Genomic DNA, 20720 nt, shown 5'->3' with positions numbered 1-20720 from the left:
CACACACTCCGTCATTGCGAGCGGAGCAAAGCAATCCAGAATCCCTCCTCGGAGGCAGTCTGGATTGCTTCGTCGCAAGGGCTCCTCGCAATGACGGGGTTGGGCTCAGGGACCCTGCTCATGTGAAACGGAACGGAACTCTCCCGCGTCGTTTCACGTGAAACACAAGCTATGGAACAAGTACTAGTTCTACATTGAAGAACTAGCGCTACTTTCCGATACAGAATTTCTGGAAGATGGCCCCAAGGACGTCCTCGACGTCCACCCGACCGAGCAGCCGGCCCAGAGCATAAGCGGCGGCGCGTAGCTCCTCGGCGGCGAGTTCCTCGCCCTCTTCTACAAGGTCGAGACTCCGGCGCAAGCTGTCTGACGCGCGACCCAACAGTTCTCGCTGACGGGCCCGGGTCACCAGGGCGCCCTCGGTGGCTCCGAAAAAGTTGGCCGCGAATCTGACAAGGGCCTCGACCAGTTCGGGAATGCCATCACCGCGGCTCGCGGAGATGCCGAACTCCCCGGATGACCCTGCTCCCCCGAGATCGATCTTGTTCCGCACGATCCAGACCTGTCCGCCGGACGGATCGACGGCGCGCTCGCCCTCCACCAGCCACAGCACGAGGTCGGCGTCATCGGCCCGTGCCCTCGCCCGGCGCACGCCTTCCTGCTCCACGGGGTCATCGGTCTCGCGGATGCCGGCGGTGTCGATCACGGTGACGGGATAGCCATCGAGATCGAGCTGCACCTCGATCACGTCACGCGTAGTGCCGGCGTGCGGCGAGACGATCGCGACCTCGCGGCGCGCGAGCTGATTCATCAGCGTCGACTTGCCGACATTCGGCTCGCCCGCGATCGCAACCACCAGGCCATCACGCAGACGTTCAGAATGTCCCTGTGCCGCAAGGACTTTTGCGATTTCGTCGTGCAGCGCTTTGATCGCCTTCACGGCCGGCGCCATCAATTCCGCGGGCACGTCACCCTCGTCGGAAAAATCGATGCCCGCCTCGATCAGCGCCGACGCTTCGATGATGCGCTCGCGCCAGTCGCGCGCACGATTGCCGAGCAGGCCTTGCAACTGGCGCAGTGCCTGGCGGTGCTGGCGATCGGTGTCGGCGTGGATGAGATCGTCGAGGCCCTCCGCCTCGGTGAGGTCGAGCTTGCCGTTCTCGAATGCGCGCCGCGTGAACTCTCCGGGATCGGCGGCGCGCGTATTCGGAATTACAGAAATTGCGGCGAGGAGCGCGGCGAGCACGGCGCGGCCGCCATGGACATGGAATTCGGCGACGTCCTCGCCGGTCGCAGTCCCCGGCCCGGGAAACCAGAGCACGACCGCATCGTCGATCGGCTGGCCCGCGCCATCCCGAAGTAGCCGGCGACCGGCCTGCCGCGGCGCCGGCAGCTTGCCCGCGAGTGTCCTCAGCACCAGGCCGGCTTGCGGGCCCGAGACGCGCACCAATGCGATCGCGCTCGGCGGACGGCCGGACGACAACGCAAAGATGGTCTGGTCTCGCGGATGCATGGCCTATTTGTCCGGCTGGCGGGGAAAAGGCAAACGGCCTCTCGGAGGCGGTTGTAACCTGGCATTGCTGCGTTCCAATCCGCAGTAATAGTTATATTGCACTGCAATATAACTCGGCAGCCTTTTGCTGCAGAAATCGTTCCCATCGGCCTGAACCGGCTCGGCCTATGTCAAGTATCAGATAGATATACCAACGAGTTACCGGAAATCCGGCTCCGACGCGAGGCCATCTCCATGCTGCGCTTTCCCCGCAGCAAAGCCGCACAAATAAAAAGGGCGCCCGAAGGCGCCCTCAAAAGTCTTGCTGCACCCTGGCTCAGGTGTTCATGGAGTCGAAGAACTCCGAATTGCTCTTGGTCGAGCGCAGCTTGTCGAGGAGGAAGTCGATCGCGTCCATGGTCCCCATCGGGTTCAGGATGCGGCGGAGCACGTACATCTTCTTCAGCACCTGCGGATCGGTGATGAGCTCCTCCTTGCGGGTGCCGGAGCGCGAGATGTCGATGGCCGGGAACGTCCGCTTGTCCGAGACCTTGCGGTCGAGGATCAGTTCCGAGTTACCGGTGCCCTTGAACTCTTCGAAGATGACTTCGTCCATGCGGCTGCCGGTATCGACCAGCGCAGTCGCGATGATGGTCAGCGAGCCGCCCTCCTCGATGTTGCGGGCGGCACCGAAGAAGCGTTTCGGGCGCTGCAGCGCGTTGGCGTCGACACCGCCGGTCAGCACCTTTCCGGATGACGGCACCACGGTGTTGTAGGCGCGGCCCAGACGCGTGATCGAATCGAGCAGAATGACGACGTCGCGGCCGTGCTCGACGAGCCGTTTGGCTTTCTCGATCACCATCTCGGCGACCTGGACGTGACGCACCGCCGGTTCGTCGAAGGTCGACGACACAACCTCGCCCTTCACCGAGCGCTGCATGTCCGTGACTTCTTCCGGACGTTCGTCGATCAGGAGCACAATCAGATAGCATTCCGGATGATTATGCGTGATCGAATGCGCGATGTTCTGCATCAGCACGGTTTTACCCGTGCGTGGTGGCGCGACGATCAGCGCGCGCTGGCCCTTGCCGATCGGTGCGACGATGTCGATCACCCGTGCTGACAGGTCTTTTCGCGTCGGATCGTCGATTTCCATGCGGAAACGCTGATTCGGAAACAGCGGCGTGAGGTTGTCGAAATTGACCTTGTGCTTGGCCTTTTCCGGGTCCTCGAAATTGAGCGTGTTGACCTTCAGCAGCGCAAAATAGCGCTCGCCCTCTTTCGGGCTGCGAATGTGGCCTTCGATGGTGTCGCCGGTGCGCAGGCCGAAACGGCGAATCTGCGAGGGCGAAACGTAGATGTCGTCCGGGCCCGGCAGATAATTCGCGTCGGGCGAGCGGAGGAAGCCGAAGCCGTCGGACAGCACCTCGACGACGCCCTCGCCGACGATGTCGGTTTCGGCGAGTGCAAGCTGCTTGAGGATGGCAAACAGCAGCTCCTGCTTGCGCATGGTGCTGGCATTCTCGACCCCGTTTTCTTCCGCGAACGAGACAAGCTCGGCCGGCGTCTTCGACTTGAGGTCCTGGAGTTTAATTTCCCGCATTGGGGTGGTCCTGTGGGTAACCTTGGGAGGGGTGCGAGGAGGCTCTGAAATGCGGACGCGAGAAGGTAAGGTCCGCAGGTCTGGCAAGGAGAGCGCCGGTGGGGGCTTCAAACCTGATGCGGTGTCCGGCCTTCAAAAAGCTCGGACACAACCACATCCGCCTGCGTTGGGTGGGATATCGCTAATATAGAAAATCGCTTTCCACTCCGCAAGCCGAAGCGCTGAGCGATCGTTCACGTTCCTGCCTAGAACGGCTTCACGATCACCATGATGACAATGATGATCATCAGGACGGTCGGCACCTCATTGATAATCCGGAAGAATTTCTGGCTGTGCGGGCGCCGGTCGGCGGCGAAGTCCTTGAGCCAGCGGGAAAAAAAGCCGTGGACCGCAGACATCGCCAGCACCAGTGCCAGTTTTACGTGCAGCCAGCCGAAGCTGAACCAGTGGCCGGCCCAGGCGAGGTAGAGCCCGGCAAGCCAGGTGACGATCATGGCGGGGTTGATGATCGCCTTGAGCAGGCGACGTTCCATCACCTTGAAGGTTTCGGACTGTTTCGAGCCGACCTCGGCCTCGCAATGATAGACGAACAGCCGCGGCAGATAGAGCATGCCGGCCATCCAGGAGATGACCGCGATCACGTGCAGCGCCTTGATCCAGAGGTAGACGTCTTCAAACATGTCCGGCGTCCACCTTTGCGTCCAGCCTTCCGGCTGTCTGGGGATAGTAAGAACTCGTTAAGGTCTCACCTGCACACATATCTCTCTGGAGCGTCCTTCTCCAATAAAGAATCTTAGATTCTTAAGGTTTGAGTCTGAGTGACCGTGGATTGGACTCACACAATGCCGTCCGCCGCTTCGCAGACGCTTGTTCACATCCATCAACATGTCCCCGACGGTTCCCGTCCGACCAGATAAATGGTCCGGGCTCAAAGGCTTGCGCATTTCTATCCGCAGCCTATCAAGAGGCTTGTCGGCGCAATCCCGTTTCTCTTTCGACAGGCCACCGGACTTGTTCTGACGGGCAGTGCTGTGAAGAAAATTGGCACTTGTCCCGCCCCTGGTGTCGCGCAACCCTTTCCGAGGGGTTAAGGTCCACAGAAATCCACAAACCACACCGCCGCCATACAAAGAGTTTTTGTGCCGACCTCGAACAATTATTTCCATCTGCACCTCGTCTCCGATTCCACCGGCGAGACCCTGATCACGGTCGCGCGCGCCGTTGCCGCGCAATACGCGAACGTCACGCCGGTCGAGCATGTCTATCCGCTGGTGCGCAGCCAGAAGCAGCTCGACCGCGTGCTCGACGAGATCGAGGAAGCGCCGGGCATCGTGCTGTTCACGCTGCTGGAGAAGGATCTGGTCTCCCGGCTCGAGGACAAGTGCAAGAACATCAACGTGCCGAGCCTCTCGATCATCGGCCCGGTGATGCAGTTGTTCGAAGCCTACCTCGGTGCTGCGACGACCGGTCGTGTCGGCGCACAGCACGTCCTCAATGCCGAATATTTCAAGCGCATCGACGCCTTGAACTACACGATGATCCATGACGACGGTCAGCACGTCGACGGGCTCGAGGACGCCGACGTCGTCCTGGTCGGCGTGTCCCGCACCTCGAAGACGCCGACGTCGATCTATCTCGCCAATCGCGGCATCCGCACTGCCAACGTGCCGCTGGTGCCGGGCATTCCTGTGCCGTCGCAATTGGAGACGCTAACGCGGCCGCTGGTGGTGAGCCTGCACGCAACCCCGGAACGCCTGATCCAGATCCGTCAGAATCGTCTGCTCTCGATGGGCGCCGAATCCGGCAGCGACACTTATACCGACAGGCAGTCGGTGACCGAGGAAGTCGCGTTTGCGCGCAAGCTGAGCGCCAAGCACGATTGGCCGCTGCTGGACGTCACGCGGCGCTCGATCGAGGAAACCGCGGCCGCGATCATGAAGCTCTATAGCGATCGCCAGCGCAACCGGCCTTCTGAATAGTCTTGGGCATAGTTTTCGAAAATGGGTCTTTGGCGCGGCACATCTCCCCTGATCCTGGCCTCGCAGAGCAGCGCACGCAAAATGCTGCTGGGAAATGCCGGGCTCGAATTCGAGACCATTACTGCTGACATCGACGAGCGCGGCATTCAGGCCGCATCAAAACTTTCAAACCCGCGCGAAATCGGCCTGCTGCTGGCGCGCGAGAAAGCCAGGGCCGTCTCGGCCAATCGTCCCGGAAGCCATGTGATTGGCGCGGACCAGACGCTGGCCCTCGGCGATCGCCTCTTCAACAAGCCCACGGGTCGTACACAGGCGCTGGCGCAGTTGCGCGATCTTGCGGGCCGCACGCACGAGCTGAATTCCGCCGTCGCGGTGGCCCATGACGGTAAGATTGTCTTCGAGGACGTCTCGGTCGCCCGCATGACCATGCTGCAGATGAGCGAAGCCGAGCTTTCAGCCTATCTCGACGCCGCCGGCGACGCCGTCACCACCAGCGTCGGCGCCTATCAGCTTGAAGGCCTCGGTATCCATCTGTTCGAGCGCATCGAGGGTGACCATTTCACCATTCTCGGCCTGCCGCTGCTGCCGCTGCTTGCGTTCCTGCGGCGCGAACAGCTAATTGCCGTGTAATTGATAGGGCGCTGATGCGAATTCTCGGACTGACCGGCTCGATCGGAATGGGCAAATCCACCACCGCGAAATTGTTCGCGGAGGCCGGCGTTCCCGTCTACGACGCCGATGCTGCCGTCCATCAGCTCTATGAAGGCGAGGCCGCGCCCGCGATCGAAGCCGCCTTCCCCGGCACCACCGCGAACGGCAAGGTCGATCGTCCGAAACTGTCCGCGCGCGTGGTGCACGATCCCGCCGCGATCAAGCAGCTCGAGCAGATCGTCCACCCCATGCTCGGGGCCTCACGGCAAAAATTCTTTGCCGATGCGGAGGCCGCCAAGGCGCCGGTCGTGGTCCTCGATATTCCCCTGTTGTTTGAAACCGGCGGTGAGAAACGGGTCGATGCCGTGGTCGTGGTCTCGACCTCGCCGGAAGTCCAGCGCGAACGTGTGCTGGCGCGGGGAACAATGGACGAAGACAAACTCGACGCCATCATCGCCAAGCAGACGCCTGATGCCGAAAAGCGCAAGCGGGCCGATTTCGTCGTGGATACCTCGCACGGACTCGAGCCGGTGCGCGCGCAAATCACGCACATCCTGGCCGAGGTCGTTAAGATGCCGCAGCGGCGAGCCTGATTCGCCGACTTACAAGGCTTCTTGCACGGCGCCTCAAAATCATGCGTGAAATCGTTCTCGATACCGAAACCACCGGCCTCGATCCGCTCCGCGGCGATCGCCTGGTCGAAATCGGCTGCGTCGAGATCCTCAACCGCATGCCGACGGGACAGACGTATCACGTCTATATCAATCCTGAGAGGGACATGCCGGCGGAAGCGTTCGCCGTGCACGGGCTGTCGGCCGAATTCCTGTCGACCAAGCCGCTATTCCACGAGGTCGTCGACGCGTTTCTGGAATTCATCGGCGATGCGCCGCTGGTGATCCACAACGCCTCGTTCGACATCAGCTTCATCAATGCCGAGCTCGACCGGATCAAGCGTCCCGCGATCCCGCGCGAGCGGCTGGTCGATACGTTGCTTTTGGCGCGGCGCAAGCATCCGGGTGTGTCGAACCGGCTCGACGATCTCTGCTCGCGCTATTCGATCGACAATTCACACCGTACCAAGCACGGCGCGCTGCTCGATTCCGAACTGCTTGCCGAAGTCTATGTCGATCTGGTCGGGGCGCGGCAGTCGCAGTTGCTGCTGGCGTCGGACGCCCAGGACATTCGCGTCAACGCCGCTGGCGACGCGCCGCGGCGGCAACGGTCGGTGCCGCTCGCGCCGCGCGTGTCAGACGCCGAGCGCGAAGCCCATCGGGCTTTCATCGCGACGCTCGGCGACAAGGCGATCTGGAACGAGTTTTTGCCCGTTCCAGCCGTGCCTCCTGCCGGTTAGGCCCGTTCGTTAGACCCGTTCGTTAGGCTTGGCCTGCCTGACCACCGGCGGCCATTTGCCGCTCCATGTTCTGGCGATAGAGACCGACGAAATCGACCGGGTCCAGCATCAGCGGCGGGAACCCGCCGTCGCGCACGGCGGTTGCGATGATCTCGCGGGCGAACGGGAACAGCAGGCGCGGGCACTCGATCATGACCAGCGGATGCAGGTTCTCCTTCGGCACGTTGACGATCCGGAACACGCCGGCATAGGCGAGCTCGAACGAGAACATCACTTTTCCCGCGTTCTCGGCCTTGCCCTCGACGGACAACGTCACCTCGAACTCGGATTCGCTGAGGTTGTTGGCGCCGACATTGATCTGGATGTTGATCTGGGGCGCCTGGTTCTGCGGCTGGAGCGAGGTCGGCGCGTTCGGATTTTCGAACGAGAGGTCCTTGGTATACTGTGCCAGCACGTTGAGCTGGGGAGCCTGGGCCGCCTCGGGAGGGGTGCCGTTACCGTTGGTCATCGAAGTGTCTCCTTACCCGATTTGGGCTGAAATTCGCGGCGGTTGGCTAACATAGGGCTGCCTCATTCCACAAGGACGAACGGCTCCGGAGGGTCGATCCGGGCCGCGCCCGCAACTATGACGTTTGACCCGCTCCGAACCCGAAATCGCACGTTAAACGCTTGAAGATGCGCGATTTCCGGGCAGGATCGGGTTTCCCCTTAAGCATAAAACGCGCTACACTCCGTGCTGTGCCAAATGGCGCCATTGGCCGGGCCAAATTTCGTGCCTACATCCGCTGGACGTAACGCGCGGACCCAAAATGGTGAAGTAGACTTGCCGTTCCCGTGTGGAACGGTCTACTGGCCGGATCGATTTTCCCGGCGACGGCCCCTTCTCGAGAAGACCAGAAAGCGAATACCACGTGGACATCTACACCATCATTTTCCTGGCGCTGGCGGTCTTTATTTTCCTGCGGCTGCGCAGCGTGCTGGGGCAGCGAACCGGCAACGAGCGGCCGCCGTTCGACCGCACGGCTCGCAATGCGCTGGGTGGTGCCCCCGACAAGAACGTCGTGACCATGCCGGGCAAGGTGATCGATCAGGCGCCGGTGGCGCCGACGGTCGAGCCGACCCCGCCCTCCGACCGCTGGAAGGGCCTGACCGAGCCGGGCACTGCGCTCGCCCAGGGCCTCGATGCCATCGTCGACAAGGATTCCACCTTCGATCCGCGCCACTTCATCTCGGGCGCCCGCGGCGCCTATGAGATGATCGTGCTGGCCTTCGCCAACGGCGATCGCCGCGCGCTGCGCGACCTCCTGTCGTCCGAGGTCTATGAGAGCTTCGATGCCGCGATCAAGGACCGCGAGAAGAACGAGCAGAAGACCGAGACCCGCTTCGTCTCGATCGACAAGGCCGAGCTGGTCGGCGCCGAACTTCGCGATCGCGTGGCCCAGCTCACGATCCGCTTCGTCTCCCAGATGATCTCGGCCACCCGTGACAAGGCCGGCAACATCGTCGACGGCAGCGCCGACACGGTCGCCGACATTACCGACATCTGGACTTTCGCCCGCGATATCACCTCTCGCGATCCGAACTGGAAGCTGGTTGGCACCGGAAGCGCGAATTAAGAGTTTCCTGAAGAACAGCGCGACGGCGCTTTGCGCAGGTGTCGTCGTGCTGGCTTCGTTTTCGCTTGGCGCCGAGGCTGCGCGGCGCCACTACCGCAGCCATTCTCATCGCCTTCCCGAATTGGCTGCGATCCCCCCCCGCGCGCTTCCCTACCCGCAGCTCCCTCTCCCGTTCGAGATTCCCGGCGCGCAATATCTGCCGCTGGCCTGGTCCGACGTGAAGGGCTGGAGCGACGACGATCATCTCGCGGCCTACAAGACCTTTCGCAGCAGCTGCCGCTCGATCAATGCGCAGACCGGCGCTCCGGACCAGAAGGCACTGGGCGGCTCGTTGGGCGAACCGTGCCGGGCCGCCAAATCGCTCGAGCAGGCCGACGACGCCCAGGCGAAGACGTTCTTCGAGGACAATTTTTCGCCGCTGCGCATTTCGCGCCTCGGCGAGCCCGACGGTTTCGTCACCGGCTATTACGAGCCGGTGCTGGAGGGATCGCGTACGCAGACCGAAGTCTACAACGTTCCGGTCTATCGCCGGCCCTCTAACCTGTTCGTGCGCGGCTACAATCAGGCCTCCGTCAGCCTGCCCAACAAGGGATCGGTCTACCGCAAGATCGGCCGTCGCAAGCTCGTGCCCTATTACGATCGTGGCGAGATCGAAGACGGCAAGATCGCCGGACGCGGGCTGGAGGTTGCCTGGCTGAAAGACCCGACCGATCTGCTGTTCGCCCAGATCCAGGGCTCGGCGCGAATCAAGTTCGACGACGGCAGCACCCTCCGACTCAACTACGATTCCTACAACGGCTATCCCTACACCGCCGTCGGGCGCGTCCTGATCGAGCGCGGCATCATTCCGAAGGAAGAGATGTCGATGCAGAAGATCAGGGAGTGGATGGCCCAAAACCCCGACGGCGCCAAGGAGCTGCGGCGCCAGAACCGCTCGTACATTTTCTTCCGTGAGGTCAATCTGTCCGACAAGGACGAGGCGGTGGGTGCGCAGGGCATCCCGCTGACCGCGGGCCGCTCGATCGCGGTGGACAAATCGCTCCATGTCTACGGCACGCCGTTCTTCATCGAGGGCGAGCTGCCGATCGAGTCCGACCGCGCCAAGACGCCGTTCCATCGCCTCATGATCGCGCAGGATACCGGCTCCGCCATTATCGGGCCGGCCCGCGCGGATCTCTATTTTGGCGCGGGCGCGGATGCCGGCCGCGTCTCGGGCCGGCTGCGCCACCCCATGCATTTCGTGATGCTGGTGCCGAAGAGCCTCGATCCCGGCCTGCGCGCCGTGCGGCTGCCGGTGCCGGATCCACGGCCGTCGGAGAAGATCGCAAAGCTGTTTCCGCAGACCGATCCGAAGAACCCGGCGAAGGGCGAGACTGTCGCAATTGCCGGCCCGGTGCCACTGCCGGCGCCGCGTCCTGTGATAGAACCGGTCCGCGAACCGCGCAGGCACATCAAAAGTCGTCCCCACCAGCAATGAAGCGATCGTCCCGTCCGCCGGTGCTGGATCCGCCGCGTCCCTCGCAGCGCCGTCGCGTGCTCAGCGAGGAAGATCGCGAGCTGTGGGAGCTGGTCGCAAAGCAGGTCAAGCCGCTGCGAAAGCATCGCGCGACGAAGGTGCACACCGAACCGCGCGCCAAGCCAGCGCCTGCAGCGCATGTTGGCAAGCCCGCGCTGTCGCCGCGGCCATTGGCTGCCACGGCGGCCCCGCGCCCTTCAAAACCGGCAATGCCGCCGCTGGCCCCGCTCGGCAAGCGCGAGCGCACAAAACTGTCGCGCGGCCGCAGCGAGATCGAGGCGCGGCTTGATCTGCACGGCATGACCCAGATGCGCGCGCACCGTGCCTTGACCGGCTTCCTGCACCGCGCCCATCACGACGGCATGACCTTTGTGCTGGTCATCACCGGCAAGGGAAGAAGCGGCGGCGAAAGCGGCGTGCTGCGCCGCCAGGTGCCGGAATGGCTGAGCCTGCCGGAGTTTCGCAGCTTCGTCGTCGGATTCGAGGAAGCCGGCATCGGCCATGGCGGCGAGGGCGCGCTTTACGTGCGGATCAGGCGCGCGCGATTTTAGTGGCTCTACACCTCTCCCGCTTGCGGGAGAGGTCGTCGCGCGAAGCGCGGCGGGTGAGGGCTCTCTCCTCTTGGGGAATCTCTCTGCGGAGACACCCCCCACCCCAGCCCTCCCCCGCAAGCGGGAGAGGGAGCGCACCGTCTTCGTAGTCGGACTGAATCCTCTCAGAACGGCCGGACGATTCCGACGCGCGGGATCAAGGTGATGATCAGGCCGAAGATGTTGGTCTTCTGGTCCTCGGCCGGGATCAACAGCATCTCCTTGCTGGCCGGCAGCATCTTCACCGCATGCAGGATCAGGAACATGCAGACCGCCCAGTTCGAGATCCAGCGCGAATAGTCGAACACCATCGCAAACATCACGAGATAAGCGAGGCTGACGCCGATCAGCGCCGCGATCACGAGACGACGGTGCGCCTCGTTCGCGAGCCCGCTGATCAGGTTCGCGAAGAAGCGCCATAGCGGCGTGTGCAGCCAGATCAGCAGCGCGAACACGGGAATGCCGAGGCTGTTGTGCGGCAGCCGGCCCCAGGTATCCGAAATCTCCTTCGCCAGCGGCTGGTACCAGATGTAGCTGAATTGCAGGAGATCGGCGCGGGATGGATCGACCATCCGGGTCGTCAGATAGGCGACGAAATCCGCTTCCGGAATCGGCATCGTTCCGAGGAACTGCGCGGCGAAGAACAGTGCGACGACCGTGGCGAGGGCGACGAGGCCGAACGCGACATTGCGGCGCTTAAGGCCGTCAGCGAGATAGTGCCTGGTCACGACGACGGTGATGATCGTCGGCACATACATCAGGAGATGAATGTGATGGATCAGCACGAGAACGATCGAGAACAGCGCCGCCGTCGCCACGAACAGCAATGAGCGCGCGGGCATCAGCAGCAGGATGATCGCCAGCGCACAGCCATAGATGTCGAAATGGCCGAGCGTGTGCATGAAATTCTTCAGGAAGAACGGCGAGCCCGCGATGAAGACGAACAGCGGCAGCGTCTTCGCGGTGAAGCCGAACGTCTTCTGAAACAGTTTTGCGTAGAGCCCCAGCGTCACCAGCCACGTCACCCCGCCGAGTGCGTACACCAGCCACACCGGCACCTTGTCCGTGAACAGCGCGACGATCGCCCCGATCAGCGCGCGCTTGATGAAGCCGAAATGGTAGTCGACGAGGAGGTGGATGTAGGGGACGTAAGGCGGCAGCTGGATCTTGTGAACGAACACGCCGACGATCATTGCGGCGTTGATCGCGAGCAGGAGGCGCCAGGGATTTTGCAGGATGCGTGCGGTCACGCGGCACCAATAGCGCGACCGCGCGGAATCACAAAATAAACCGGCTCAAATCCGCGTTCTTGGCGAGGTCGCCGACGTGCTTCTGCACGAAATCGGCGTCGACCCGGACGGTCTCGCCATTGCGGTCGGGGGCGGTGAAGGAGATTTCGTCCAGCACCCGCTCCATCACGGTCTGGAGCCTGCGTGCGCCGATGTTCTCGACGGTGGAATTGACGGCGACCGCGACATCGGCGAGCGCGTCGATGGCGTCGTCGGTGATGTCGAGCGTGACGCCTTCCGTCAGCATTAGGGCGACATATTGCTTGATCAGCGAGGCCTCGGGCTCGGTCAGGATGCGGCGCATGTCGTCGCGGGTCAGTGCCTGCAGCTCGACGCGGATCGGCAGGCGGCCCTGCAATTCCGGTAACAGGTCGGACGGCTTTGCCACGTGGAAGGCGCCGGAGGCGATGAACAGGATGTGGTCGGTCTTCACCGCGCCGTGCTTGGTCGAGACCGTGGTGCCCTCGATCAGCGGCAGCAGATCGCGCTGCACGCCTTCGCGCGAGACGTCGCCGCCGACGCGGCCGTCGCGGGCGCAGATCTTGTCGATCTCATCCAGGAATACGATGCCGTTGTTCTCGACCGCGCTGATCGCCTCCAGCGTCAGCTGGTCGGTATCCAGCAGCTTGTCGGACTCTTCGTTGACGAGGATCTCGTGCGAGCCCTCGACCGTCAGCCGCCGCGTCTTGCTGCGGCCGCCCATCTTGCCAAAGATGTCGCCGATCGAGATCGCGCCCATCTGCGCGCCCGGCATCCCCGGGATTTCGAACATCGGCATGCCGCTGCCGGACGACTGCGTCTCGATCTCGATTTCCTTGTCGTTGAGCTCGCCCGCCCGCAGCCTCTTGCGGAAGGATTCGCGGGTTGCGGCGCTGGCATTGGCGCCGACCAGCGCATCGAGCACGCGCTCTTCCGCGGCAAGCTGGGCGCGCGCGTGCACGTCCTTGCGCTTCTTCTCACGGACCTGGGCAATCGCGACCTCGACGAGATCACGCACGATCTGCTCGACGTCGCGGCCGACATAGCCGACCTCGGTGAATTTCGTTGCTTCCACCTTCAGGAACGGCGCGTTCGCGAGTTTTGCCAATCGCCGCGCGATTTCCGTTTTGCCGACGCCGGTCGGGCCGATCATCAGGATGTTCTTCGGCAGCACTTCCTCACGCAAGGAACCGGTGAGCTGCTGCCGCCGCCAGCGGTTGCGCAGCGCGATCGAGACGGCGCGCTTGGCGTCGGCCTGGCCGACGATGAAACGGTCGAGTTCGGAAACGATTTCGCGGGGAGAGAAGTCTGTCATGGGACCTTAGCTAGGATTAGAAGCCGGCGGCGACAAGCCGCTTTTTTGACCGTCAGATGATCGGCGGACCGGATTGCCATTGCTTCACGGCCTCGATCGGATGGATCAGCATCAGGACGTTGAGCGTCAGATTGTCGCGAATGTGCAGCGCCAGCATGATCTCGAAGGCGAGCCCGAGGACGATTGTTGCGGGGATCGGCAGCACGCGCGCGATGAGGAACCCCAGCATCATGAACAACGTGTCCGAGACCGAGTTGACGATGCTGTCGCCAAAATAATCCAGCGAGATCGTGCCGGCGCGGTAGCGCTCGATGATGAACGGCGAGTTCTCGACGATCTCCCAGGCGCCCTCGATCAGCATCGCGATGATCAGCCGCGCCGGCCAGATGAGGCGCCGTGAGACCAAGAGCCATGTCAGTCCATAGAACAGGAAGCCGTGCAGCACGTGCGAGAAACTGTACCAGTCGGCGATATGCTGGGAGTTCTCCGAGCTGTTCACCACGCCATGCCAGAGCTTGACGTAGCCGCAGGTGCAGATCGGCACCCGCCCCATCGCAAACAGGATCGAGGCCTGCAGCGCCAGTAACAGCAGCGCGATGCCGACCCAATAGATCGCGGGGATCGCTGTCCTGGTGCTCTTGGCGGGCGGGAATGTCATGCCCAAGCGGCGGTCCGCTCCCTCTCCCGCTTGCGGGAGAGGGTGTCTCCGTTGGCGAGAACCCCCAAGGGGCGAGAGCCCTCACCCGCGCCTTCGGCGCGACCTCTCCCGCAAGCGGGAGAGGTTACAGTCAGTCCTGACCTCCGCTGTTCAGCCACAGATGAATCCTCAGCCGGCCGTCAGCGCTTCGATGGTGACGTTGCGGTTGGTGTAAACGCAGATGTCGGCGGCGATATCGAGCGAGCGGCGGACGATGGTCTCGGCGTCCTTGTCGGTGTCGATCAGGGCGCGGGCGGCAGCCAGCGCGTAATTGCCACCGGAGCCGATCGCCATGACGCCGGCCTCGGGCTCGAGCACGTCGCCGGTCCCGGTCAGGACCAGGGAGACGTCCTTGTCGGCCACGATCATCATGGCCTCCAGCCGCCGGAGGTAGCGGTCGGTGCGCCAGTCCTTGGCGAGCTCCACGGCGGCCCGAGTCAATTGCCCCGGATATTGCTCGAGCTTGCTCTCGAGTCGCTCGAACAGGGTGAAGGCGTCGGCCGTCGCACCGGCAAATCCGCCGATGACGTCGCCCTTGCCGAGTTTCCGGACCTTTTTGGCGTTGGACTTGATCACGGTCTGGCCGATCGAGACCTGGCCGTCGCCGCCGACCACCACCTTGCCGCCCTTGCGGACCGTCAAAATCGTGGTGCCGTGCCAGACCGGCGAGCTGTTCTGGGAATCCTGCATAATAACCCTCATTGTCCGGGCTGATTTAGGCGGTCGGGGGCAAAGGGACAACTGGCGCACAACGGGCCGTTCCGGCCTCAAATTCGCTCACCATAGGCAGAAGTAGAGGCCGGCCAGCCGTTCCCGCAGTAGCGAAGGCGGCATTTGGCTGTTAATAGACTGGCGTTTTCGGCCCTCAAGCCAGGATGGAAACCAACTTTCAATGCGCACCGCGACGATCAAGCGCAAGACCAAGGAAACCGACATCGAGGTCACCGTGAACCTCGATGGCACCGGCGTGGCCAATATCGCGACCGGCATCGGCTTTTTCGACCATATGCTCGATCTCCTCGCCCGCCATTCCCGCATCGACCTCACGGTCAAGGCGGTCGGCGACCTGCACATTGACCATCACCATACCACCGAAGACACCGGCATCGCACTCGGCCAGGCGGTCAAGCAGGCGCTCGGCAACATGGCGGGCATCACCCGCTATGCCGGCGTGCACATGCCCATGGACGAGACGCTGTCGCGCGTGGTCATCGACATTTCGGGCCGCCCGTTCCTGGTGTTCAAGGCCGACTTCCCCCGCGACAAGATCGGTGAGTTCGACACCGAGCTGGTGCGCGAGTGGTTCCAGGCCTTCGCCATGAATGCCGGCGTGACTCTCCACGTCGAGACCCTATATGGCGATAACAGCCACCATATCGCCGAGTCCTGCTTCAAGGGCCTGGCGCGGGCGCTGCGCACTGCCGTTGCGATCGATCCCAAGACGGCGGGCGAGATCCCGTCCACCAAGGGCTCGCTTGGTGGCTGACGTCTCCGTCTCGGTGGCCGAAGCGCTGCCGGCGGCACCTACTCAATTCTCGAGAACGGGGCATCGAAAATGCCTGTCTACACAGTTCATGCTCCCACCCCAGGCGGGGCCGACCTGCGCGCGACCGACAGATTCGTGTTCGTGCGCGACGGCTTCCATTTCTGGGCGATGGTGCTCGGCCCGTTCTGGCTGGCCTGGAACAGGCTTTGGCTGGCCCTGATCGGCTGGATCGTCTTCCTCGCGGCGTTCGATGCCGGGCTGCACAGCCTCGGCGTCGGCCGCAGCGCGATCTTCTTTGCCAACACCATCGTCGCGCTGCTGATGGGCTTCGAAGCCTCGAGCCTGCGGCGCTGGACATTGTCGCGCGGCAAATGGCGGCAGCTCGACGTCGTCGTCGCTGACGACGAAGACACCGCCGAGCGCCGCTTCTTCGAGCGCTGGAGCCAGAAGCAGCGCGGCATCGTCAACGATCAATGGGCTGTCGATCGCGGCGGGCCGCCGCCGACCCGCAATCTGCCGGGTCAGCAGTTTTCCAACCCGCCGCCGCTTCCGGCCGGCGGCATCATTGGATTGTTTCCAGAACCGGGAGGGTCAAGATGAGCGTCGCCATCATCGATTACGGTTCCGGGAATCTGCATTCCGCCGCCAAGGCTTTTGAGCGCGCTGCGCGCAGCATGGAGAATCCGCAAAAGGTCTTCGTGACCAGCGATCCGGACCAGGCCTACAGCGCCGACCGTTTGGTGCTGCCGGGCGTCGGCGCGTTCGCCGATTGCCGGCGCGGCCTGGACGCCGTTAACGGCATGGTCGAGGCGATCAACGAGGCCGTTCGCGTTAAGGCGCGGCCCTTCTTCGGCATTTGTGTCGGCATGCAGCTGATGGCGAGCCGCGGCAAGGAGCATGTCATCACCGAGGGCCTGAACTGGATCGGCGGCGATGTCGAAAAGATCACGCCACGCGATGAAAGCCTGAAGATCCCGCATATGGGCTGGAATACGCTCGATGTGCTGCAAGAGCATCCGGTGCTGAACAAGCTGCCGCTCGGCCCCAAGGGCCAGCACGCCTATTTCGTGCACTCCTACCACCTCAACGCCGCCAACGAAGCGGACGTGCTCGCGCGCGCCGACTATGGCGGGCCTGTCACCGCGATCGTCGGCAAGGACACCGCCATCGGCACGCAGTTTCACCCCGAGAAGAGCCAGCGTTTTGGCTTGGCCCTGATCTCGAACTTCTTGCGATGGAAACCGTGATGGTCGCTTCGCTCTCTCTTGTTACCTCCCCCCTTGTGGGGGAGGTCGAACGCGCAGCGTTCGGGAGGGGGGTAGCCCCAACGGCGGTGCCCGTGGCTTACCCCTCTCCCCAACCCTCCCCCACAAGGGGGGAGGGAGCGCACCGTGTGCGTGGAAAGATCCTGGCTCAATCATGATTCTCTTTCCTGCCATCGACCTCAAGAACGGCCAGTGCGTACGCCTCGAGCAAGGCGACATGGCGCGCGCGACCGTGTTCAATCTCGATCCTGCCGCGCAAGCCGAGAGCTTCGTCACGCAGGGCTTTGAGTATCTCCACGTCGTCGATCTCGACGGTGCCTTTGCCGGCAAGCCGGTGAACGCGCAGGCGGTTGAAGGGATGCTGAAGACCATCAATATCCCGGTGCAGCTCGGCGGCGGCATTCGTGATCTCGCGACCGTCGAAGCCTGGCTCGAGAAGGGTATCACCCGCGTCATCATCGGCACGGCTGCGGTGCGCGATCCGGAGCTGGTGAAGGCGGCCGCGAAAAAATTCCCCGGCCGCGTCGCAGTCGGGCTCGACGCGCGCGACGGCAAGGTCGCGGTCGAAGGTTGGGCCGAGACCTCGCAGGTCACGGTGCTGGAGATCGCGCAGCGTTTCGAGGATGCCGGCGTTGCCGCCATCATCTTCACCGACATCGCGCGCGACGGCCTGCTCAAGGGCTTGAACCTCGATGCGACCATTGCGCTCGCAGACGCCATCTCGATTCCCGTGATCGCCTCCGGCGGCCTCGCCTCGATCGAGGACGTCAAGGCGATGCTGACGCCGCGCGCGAAAAAGCTCGCCGGCGCGATCGCCGGCCGCGCGCTCTATGACGGCCGGCTCGATCCCGCCGCCGCCCTCACCTTGATCCGCAACGCGCCGCCCAGGAGCTGACACATGTTCAAGGTGCGCGTGATCCCCTGCCTCGACGTCAAGGACGGCCGCGTCGTCAAGGGCGTCAACTTCGTCGATTTGCGCGATGCCGGCGATCCCGTCGAGGCCGCGATCGCCTATGACGCCGCTGGCGCCGACGAGCTCACGTTTCTTGACATCACCGCGACCCATGAGAACCGCGGTATCATGCTGGACGTGGTCCGGCGCACGGCGGAAGCCTGCTTCATGCCGGTCACCGTCGGCGGCGGCGTCCGCAAGGTGGACGACATCAAGACGCTGCTGCGTGCCGGCGCCGACAAGGTCTCGATCAACAGCGCCGCGGTGTCGCGGCGCGAGTTCGTCAGGGAAGCCGCCGAAAAATTCGGCGAGCAGTGCGTCGTGGTCGCGATCGACGCCAAGCGGGTCAAGCGCGCGGGCGGCGGCGAGCGCTGGGAAATCTTCACCCATGGCGGCCGCAACTCGACCGGCATCGACGCCATCGAATATGCCCAGGAAGTGGTCTCGCTCGGCGCTGGTGAAATTCTGCTCACCTCGATGGATCGAGACGGCACCAGGCAGGGCTTTGATATCCCGCTGACCCGGGCCATCGCCGACAGTGTTGCCGTTCCCGTGATCGCCTCCGGCGGCGTCGGCAATCTCGACCACCTCGTCGATGGTATCCGCGATGGGCGTGCCACCGCCGTGCTGGCCGCCTCGATCTTCCACTTCGGGGAATTCACCATCCGCGAAGCCAAGGAGCACATGGCCCGGCGCGGACTACCCATGCGCCTGGATGCCTGACGACTCCCGTTCATAAAAGTGCTACATCAACGGCGGGGACTGGCCCACCCGGCCAGACGCGCGTTTCGAGTATTCAGTATGCCGCGTTTCACGATCCACGATCTCGCCGTCACCATCGACGCCCGCGCGGCCTCTGGTGGCGAGGGCTCCTATACCCGCAAGCTGCTCGACAAGGGCGCCGAACATTGCGCCAAGAAGTTCGGTGAGGAAGCAGTCGAAACCGTAATCGCAGCAGTCGAAAACGATCGCGATCATCTGATCGCCGAGAGCGCAGACCTGCTCTATCACTTCCTTGTGCTGCTCAAGGCGCGCGGGATAAAGCTGGAAGAGGTCGAAGCCACGCTGGACAAGCGGACGAATATGTCCGGGCTGGAAGAGAAGGCTTCGCGTAAGGGCTAGTAGATCCCAACGGAGAAGGTCGCGTCATGGATATCCGCGCACCCGAGCAGCAGTATAATCCGTACCGCGTCTATACGCGCGAAGAGTGGGCGCGGTTGCGCGACGATACGCCGATGACGCTGGAGCCGGGCGAGTTCGACCGGTTGCGTTCGCTGCACGACCGCCTCGATCTCAAGGAAGTCGAGGACATTTACCTGCCGCTGTCGCGCCTGCTCTCGATCTATGTCGATGCGATGCAGCGCCTGTATTACGCCGAGCGCCAGTTCCTCAATATCCGTGATCGCAAAGTCCCATACATCATCGGCGTTGCCGGCTCGGTCGCGGTTGGAAAGTCCACCACGGCCCGTGTGCTTCAGGCGCTGCTGGCGCGCTGGTCGCCGCGTCCGAAAGTCGAGCTGATCACCACCGACGGATTCCTCTACCCGAAGGCCCTGCTCGAGCAGCAAGGCATTTTGCAGAAGAAGGGCTTTCCGGAGAGCTACGACCTGCCGCTGCTGCTCAACTTCCTCTCCGACATCAAGGCGGGCCGCCGCCATGTGCGCTCGCCGGTCTATTCGCATTTGACCTACGACATCGTGCCGAACGAATGGGCCGAGGTCGACCAGCCCGACATTTTGATCGTCGAGGGCGTCAACGTGCTGCAGACCGGCAAGCTGCCGCGCGACGGCAAGGCGGTGCCGGTGGTTTCCGACTTCTTCGATTTCTCGGTCTATATCGACGCCGACGAGGCGGCGCTGCGGCGCTGGTACATCAAGCGCTTCCTGGCGCTGCGCGACACCGCGTTCACCAATCCAAAATCCTATTTCAACCGCTATGCGCTGCTGTCGGACGAGGAGGCCACCGCCACGGCCACCGCGATCTGGGAGCGCACCAACCTCGCCAACCTCGAGGACAACATTTTGCCGACCCGCCCGCGTGCGACGCTGATCCTGAAGAAGGCCGCGGATCATGCGGTGGAGAGCGTGGCGCTGCGAAGGCTGTAGTCCGCGGGGTCTCCCCGTCATTGCGAGCGTAGCGAAGCAATCCAGAGTCTTTCCGCGGAGGGATTCTGGATTGCTTCGTCGCAAGGACTCCTCGCAATGACGGAGGAGAGAACTTCCTACACCGCCAGCTGCCGCGCAGCGTTTTGTTGCTTACGCCGCGTAGGCCGCAACCCTCGTTGATGCGCATCGCCGGCACGTGACTCACCTGCCGGTCTTCATGGTCCAATCCACAGGCTTGAGACGCCCCGCAAAGATCGCGGCACCAGAGCCTTTGGCCTGATAAATGAAGGCCTCCCCTTCCTGCACGTCCCCAGCGTCCTTGCCGAAGGCATCGGCGAAGTTGGTCTTGTGGGTGACCAGGACCGTGTTCGTGCCTGGCTTCGGAGGCGCATCGACGAGCTGACGCATGGCCTGTCCGGCCTTTGCATTTGCACCGGCCGGGTTTGCCATCCCCGAGGCGCTGGCGTTGCTGCTGTCCGTCAACGCATCGACGGGTTGGACGTCGCGGCCGGAGATAAGCTTGCCGGCTTCGACCGCGCGATTCAGCCGGCTCGTGAAGACATCGCCGATCGGTATCGCGAATGTCTTGACCGCGGCGCCGATCTGGCGCGCCATGTCCCGGCCCTTTTCACTGAGCTGACGCTGAGCGCTCATGTCGTCGAACTTGAAAGGGTAGACGTCCTTTTGACTGTCATCGGTCGCGGTGTGCCGGAAAACCAGGACGTAGCCACCTTGCTTGAGCGACGCGATGAGCTGCGCCGGATCAGCCGCGGCGGATTGGGACGCTCCAGCGAGAAGGGCAATGAATGCGAGCCGGCAAAGCGCGTTCATACG

The 20720-nt window shown here is 63.2% G+C and carries 23 protein-coding genes; 14 read left to right on the top strand and 9 right to left on the bottom strand.

Annotated features, from left to right (window positions below; all coding sequences use genetic code 11):
• Nucleotides 1-208 precede the first annotated feature (208 nt).
• From mnmE to hemJ, 3 genes are all read right to left on the bottom strand, one after another.
• Nucleotides 209-1513, bottom strand: coding sequence for a tRNA uridine-5-carboxymethylaminomethyl(34) synthesis GTPase MnmE (gene mnmE / locus K3F49_RS28160; RefSeq protein ID WP_234684162.1), 1305 nt, complete (start codon nt 1511-1513; stop codon nt 209-211).
• Nucleotides 1514-1829: 316 nt separating this feature from the next.
• A complete protein-coding gene (gene rho / locus K3F49_RS28155) occupies nt 1830-3095 on the bottom strand; it encodes a transcription termination factor Rho (protein ID WP_166811593.1) in 1266 nt (421 codons plus the stop codon).
• A gap of 245 nt (nt 3096-3340) precedes the next feature.
• The gene (gene hemJ, locus K3F49_RS28150; RefSeq protein WP_234684161.1) at nt 3341-3775 is read right to left on the bottom strand and encodes a protoporphyrinogen oxidase HemJ; all 435 of its coding nucleotides are present in this window, start codon (nt 3773-3775) and stop codon (nt 3341-3343) included.
• A gap of 459 nt (nt 3776-4234) precedes the next feature.
• On the opposite strand from hemJ, the gene K3F49_RS28145 reads away from it, so the two are divergent.
• From K3F49_RS28145 to dnaQ, 4 genes are read left to right on the top strand one after another with little or no spacing between them, the layout of a single operon-like run.
• On the top strand, nt 4235-5074 hold the full coding sequence (locus K3F49_RS28145) for a pyruvate, water dikinase regulatory protein (RefSeq protein ID WP_234684160.1): 840 nt from the start codon (nt 4235-4237) through the stop codon (nt 5072-5074).
• A gap of 21 nt (nt 5075-5095) precedes the next feature.
• Nucleotides 5096-5704, top strand: coding sequence for a Maf family nucleotide pyrophosphatase (locus tag K3F49_RS28140; RefSeq protein ID WP_234684159.1), 609 nt, complete (start codon nt 5096-5098; stop codon nt 5702-5704).
• A 14-nt stretch (nt 5705-5718) separates the two neighbouring features.
• Nucleotides 5719-6318: a dephospho-CoA kinase gene (coaE, locus tag K3F49_RS28135; protein WP_234684158.1), complete on the top strand. Its 600-nt coding sequence runs from the start codon at nt 5719-5721 to the stop codon at nt 6316-6318.
• A gap of 41 nt (nt 6319-6359) precedes the next feature.
• The gene (gene dnaQ / locus K3F49_RS28130) at nt 6360-7076 is read left to right on the top strand and encodes a DNA polymerase III subunit epsilon (protein WP_234684157.1); all 717 of its coding nucleotides are present in this window, start codon (nt 6360-6362) and stop codon (nt 7074-7076) included.
• Between the two features lie 22 nt (nt 7077-7098).
• Here the strand turns inward: dnaQ and secB are convergent, their stop codons facing one another.
• Nucleotides 7099-7584 carry a protein-export chaperone SecB gene (gene secB / locus K3F49_RS28125; protein ID WP_234684156.1) on the bottom strand — a complete coding sequence of 162 codons (486 nt, stop codon included), beginning with the start codon at nt 7582-7584 and terminating at the stop codon, nt 7099-7101.
• A gap of 403 nt (nt 7585-7987) precedes the next feature.
• On the opposite strand from secB, the gene K3F49_RS28120 reads away from it, so the two are divergent.
• From K3F49_RS28120 to K3F49_RS28110, 3 genes are read left to right on the top strand one after another with little or no spacing between them, the layout of a single operon-like run.
• Nucleotides 7988-8692, top strand: coding sequence for a Tim44/TimA family putative adaptor protein (locus K3F49_RS28120; RefSeq protein ID WP_234684155.1), 705 nt, complete (start codon nt 7988-7990; stop codon nt 8690-8692).
• Nucleotides 8670-10169 (top strand): murein transglycosylase A, encoded by a 1500-nt coding sequence (gene mltA, locus K3F49_RS28115; protein ID WP_234684154.1) that lies wholly within the window; start codon nt 8670-8672, stop codon nt 10167-10169. Before K3F49_RS28120 ends, mltA begins: the two co-directional genes overlap by 23 nt.
• Nucleotides 10166-10759 carry a Smr/MutS family protein gene (locus K3F49_RS28110; protein ID WP_234684153.1) on the top strand — a complete coding sequence of 198 codons (594 nt, stop codon included), beginning with the start codon at nt 10166-10168 and terminating at the stop codon, nt 10757-10759. Before mltA ends, K3F49_RS28110 begins: the two co-directional genes overlap by 4 nt.
• 164 nt (nt 10760-10923) lie before the next feature.
• Here the strand turns inward: K3F49_RS28110 and K3F49_RS28105 are convergent, their stop codons facing one another.
• From K3F49_RS28105 to hslV, 4 genes are all read right to left on the bottom strand, one after another.
• Complete coding sequence (locus K3F49_RS28105) at nt 10924-12048, bottom strand: hypothetical protein (RefSeq protein WP_234684152.1); 1125 nt, start codon at nt 12046-12048, stop codon at nt 10924-10926.
• Between the two features lie 28 nt (nt 12049-12076).
• Nucleotides 12077-13381, bottom strand: a complete 1305-nt coding sequence (hslU, locus tag K3F49_RS28100) for an ATP-dependent protease ATPase subunit HslU (RefSeq protein WP_234684151.1) — start codon at nt 13379-13381, stop codon at nt 12077-12079.
• Nucleotides 13382-13433: 52 nt separating this feature from the next.
• On the bottom strand, nt 13434-14039 hold the full coding sequence (locus K3F49_RS28095) for a DUF2585 domain-containing protein (protein WP_234684150.1): 606 nt from the start codon (nt 14037-14039) through the stop codon (nt 13434-13436).
• A 168-nt stretch (nt 14040-14207) separates the two neighbouring features.
• The gene (gene hslV / locus K3F49_RS28090; protein WP_027534993.1) at nt 14208-14768 is read right to left on the bottom strand and encodes an ATP-dependent protease subunit HslV; all 561 of its coding nucleotides are present in this window, start codon (nt 14766-14768) and stop codon (nt 14208-14210) included.
• A 202-nt stretch (nt 14769-14970) separates the two neighbouring features.
• Here hslV and hisB point away from each other — a divergent pair, with 202 nt between their 5' ends.
• The 7 genes from hisB (at nt 14971) to coaA (ending at nt 19886) form a co-directional block, all read left to right on the top strand.
• Complete coding sequence (hisB, locus tag K3F49_RS28085; protein ID WP_234684149.1) at nt 14971-15564, top strand: imidazoleglycerol-phosphate dehydratase HisB; 594 nt, start codon at nt 14971-14973, stop codon at nt 15562-15564.
• 69 nt (nt 15565-15633) lie between these two features.
• Nucleotides 15634-16164: a DUF2628 domain-containing protein gene (locus tag K3F49_RS28080; RefSeq protein WP_234684148.1), complete on the top strand. Its 531-nt coding sequence runs from the start codon at nt 15634-15636 to the stop codon at nt 16162-16164.
• Entirely contained in the window at nt 16161-16811 is a 651-nt protein-coding gene (hisH, locus tag K3F49_RS28075) for an imidazole glycerol phosphate synthase subunit HisH (protein WP_234684147.1), read from the top strand. Before K3F49_RS28080 ends, hisH begins: the two co-directional genes overlap by 4 nt.
• 172 nt (nt 16812-16983) lie before the next feature.
• On the top strand, nt 16984-17724 hold the full coding sequence (gene hisA, locus K3F49_RS28070; RefSeq protein ID WP_234684146.1) for a 1-(5-phosphoribosyl)-5-[(5-phosphoribosylamino)methylideneamino]imidazole-4-carboxamide isomerase: 741 nt from the start codon (nt 16984-16986) through the stop codon (nt 17722-17724).
• 3 nt (nt 17725-17727) lie between these two features.
• Nucleotides 17728-18504, top strand: a complete 777-nt coding sequence (hisF, locus tag K3F49_RS28065; RefSeq protein ID WP_234684145.1) for an imidazole glycerol phosphate synthase subunit HisF — start codon at nt 17728-17730, stop codon at nt 18502-18504.
• A gap of 78 nt (nt 18505-18582) precedes the next feature.
• Complete coding sequence (locus tag K3F49_RS28060; RefSeq protein ID WP_234684144.1) at nt 18583-18903, top strand: phosphoribosyl-ATP diphosphatase; 321 nt, start codon at nt 18583-18585, stop codon at nt 18901-18903.
• Between the two features lie 26 nt (nt 18904-18929).
• The gene (coaA, locus tag K3F49_RS28055) at nt 18930-19886 is read left to right on the top strand and encodes a type I pantothenate kinase (RefSeq protein ID WP_234684143.1); all 957 of its coding nucleotides are present in this window, start codon (nt 18930-18932) and stop codon (nt 19884-19886) included.
• A gap of 201 nt (nt 19887-20087) precedes the next feature.
• On the opposite strand, the gene K3F49_RS28050 is transcribed toward coaA, so the two are convergent.
• Nucleotides 20088-20717, bottom strand: a complete 630-nt coding sequence (locus tag K3F49_RS28050) for a histidine phosphatase family protein (protein WP_234684142.1) — start codon at nt 20715-20717, stop codon at nt 20088-20090.
• Nucleotides 20718-20720 lie beyond the last annotated feature (3 nt).

It is taken from the genome of Bradyrhizobium monzae, assembly GCF_021458635.1.
Classification (GTDB): Bacteria; Pseudomonadota; Alphaproteobacteria; order Rhizobiales; family Xanthobacteraceae; genus Bradyrhizobium.
This window is presented reverse-complemented; position numbering and strand designations above follow the sequence as displayed.

What these genes read in the sequence shown, in the direction of transcription:
- mnmE (WP_234684162.1), bottom strand. Translation starts at nt 1,513, where the DNA reads ATGCATCCGCGAGACCAGACCATCTTTGCGTTGTCGTCCGGCCGTCCG.
- rho (WP_166811593.1), bottom strand. Translation starts at nt 3,095, where the DNA reads ATGCGGGAAATTAAACTCCAGGACCTCAAGTCGAAGACGCCGGCCGAG.
- hemJ (WP_234684161.1), bottom strand. Translation starts at nt 3,775, where the DNA reads ATGTTTGAAGACGTCTACCTCTGGATCAAGGCGCTGCACGTGATCGCG.
- K3F49_RS28140 (WP_234684159.1), top strand. Translation starts at nt 5,096, where the DNA reads ATGGGTCTTTGGCGCGGCACATCTCCCCTGATCCTGGCCTCGCAGAGC.
- coaE (WP_234684158.1), top strand. Translation starts at nt 5,719, where the DNA reads ATGCGAATTCTCGGACTGACCGGCTCGATCGGAATGGGCAAATCCACC.
- dnaQ (WP_234684157.1), top strand. Translation starts at nt 6,360, where the DNA reads ATGCGTGAAATCGTTCTCGATACCGAAACCACCGGCCTCGATCCGCTC.
- secB (WP_234684156.1), bottom strand. Translation starts at nt 7,584, where the DNA reads ATGACCAACGGTAACGGCACCCCTCCCGAGGCGGCCCAGGCTCCCCAG.
- K3F49_RS28110 (WP_234684153.1), top strand. Translation starts at nt 10,166, where the DNA reads ATGAAGCGATCGTCCCGTCCGCCGGTGCTGGATCCGCCGCGTCCCTCG.
- hslU (WP_234684151.1), bottom strand. Translation starts at nt 13,381, where the DNA reads ATGACAGACTTCTCTCCCCGCGAAATCGTTTCCGAACTCGACCGTTTC.
- K3F49_RS28095 (WP_234684150.1), bottom strand. Translation starts at nt 14,039, where the DNA reads ATGACATTCCCGCCCGCCAAGAGCACCAGGACAGCGATCCCCGCGATC.
- hslV (WP_027534993.1), bottom strand. Translation starts at nt 14,768, where the DNA reads ATGCAGGATTCCCAGAACAGCTCGCCGGTCTGGCACGGCACCACGATT.
- hisB (WP_234684149.1), top strand. Translation starts at nt 14,971, where the DNA reads ATGCGCACCGCGACGATCAAGCGCAAGACCAAGGAAACCGACATCGAG.
- K3F49_RS28080 (WP_234684148.1), top strand. Translation starts at nt 15,634, where the DNA reads ATGCCTGTCTACACAGTTCATGCTCCCACCCCAGGCGGGGCCGACCTG.
- hisH (WP_234684147.1), top strand. Translation starts at nt 16,161, where the DNA reads ATGAGCGTCGCCATCATCGATTACGGTTCCGGGAATCTGCATTCCGCC.
- hisA (WP_234684146.1), top strand. Translation starts at nt 16,984, where the DNA reads ATGATTCTCTTTCCTGCCATCGACCTCAAGAACGGCCAGTGCGTACGC.
- hisF (WP_234684145.1), top strand. Translation starts at nt 17,728, where the DNA reads ATGTTCAAGGTGCGCGTGATCCCCTGCCTCGACGTCAAGGACGGCCGC.
- K3F49_RS28060 (WP_234684144.1), top strand. Translation starts at nt 18,583, where the DNA reads ATGCCGCGTTTCACGATCCACGATCTCGCCGTCACCATCGACGCCCGC.
- coaA (WP_234684143.1), top strand. Translation starts at nt 18,930, where the DNA reads ATGGATATCCGCGCACCCGAGCAGCAGTATAATCCGTACCGCGTCTAT.
- K3F49_RS28050 (WP_234684142.1), bottom strand. Translation starts at nt 20,717, where the DNA reads ATGAACGCGCTTTGCCGGCTCGCATTCATTGCCCTTCTCGCTGGAGCG.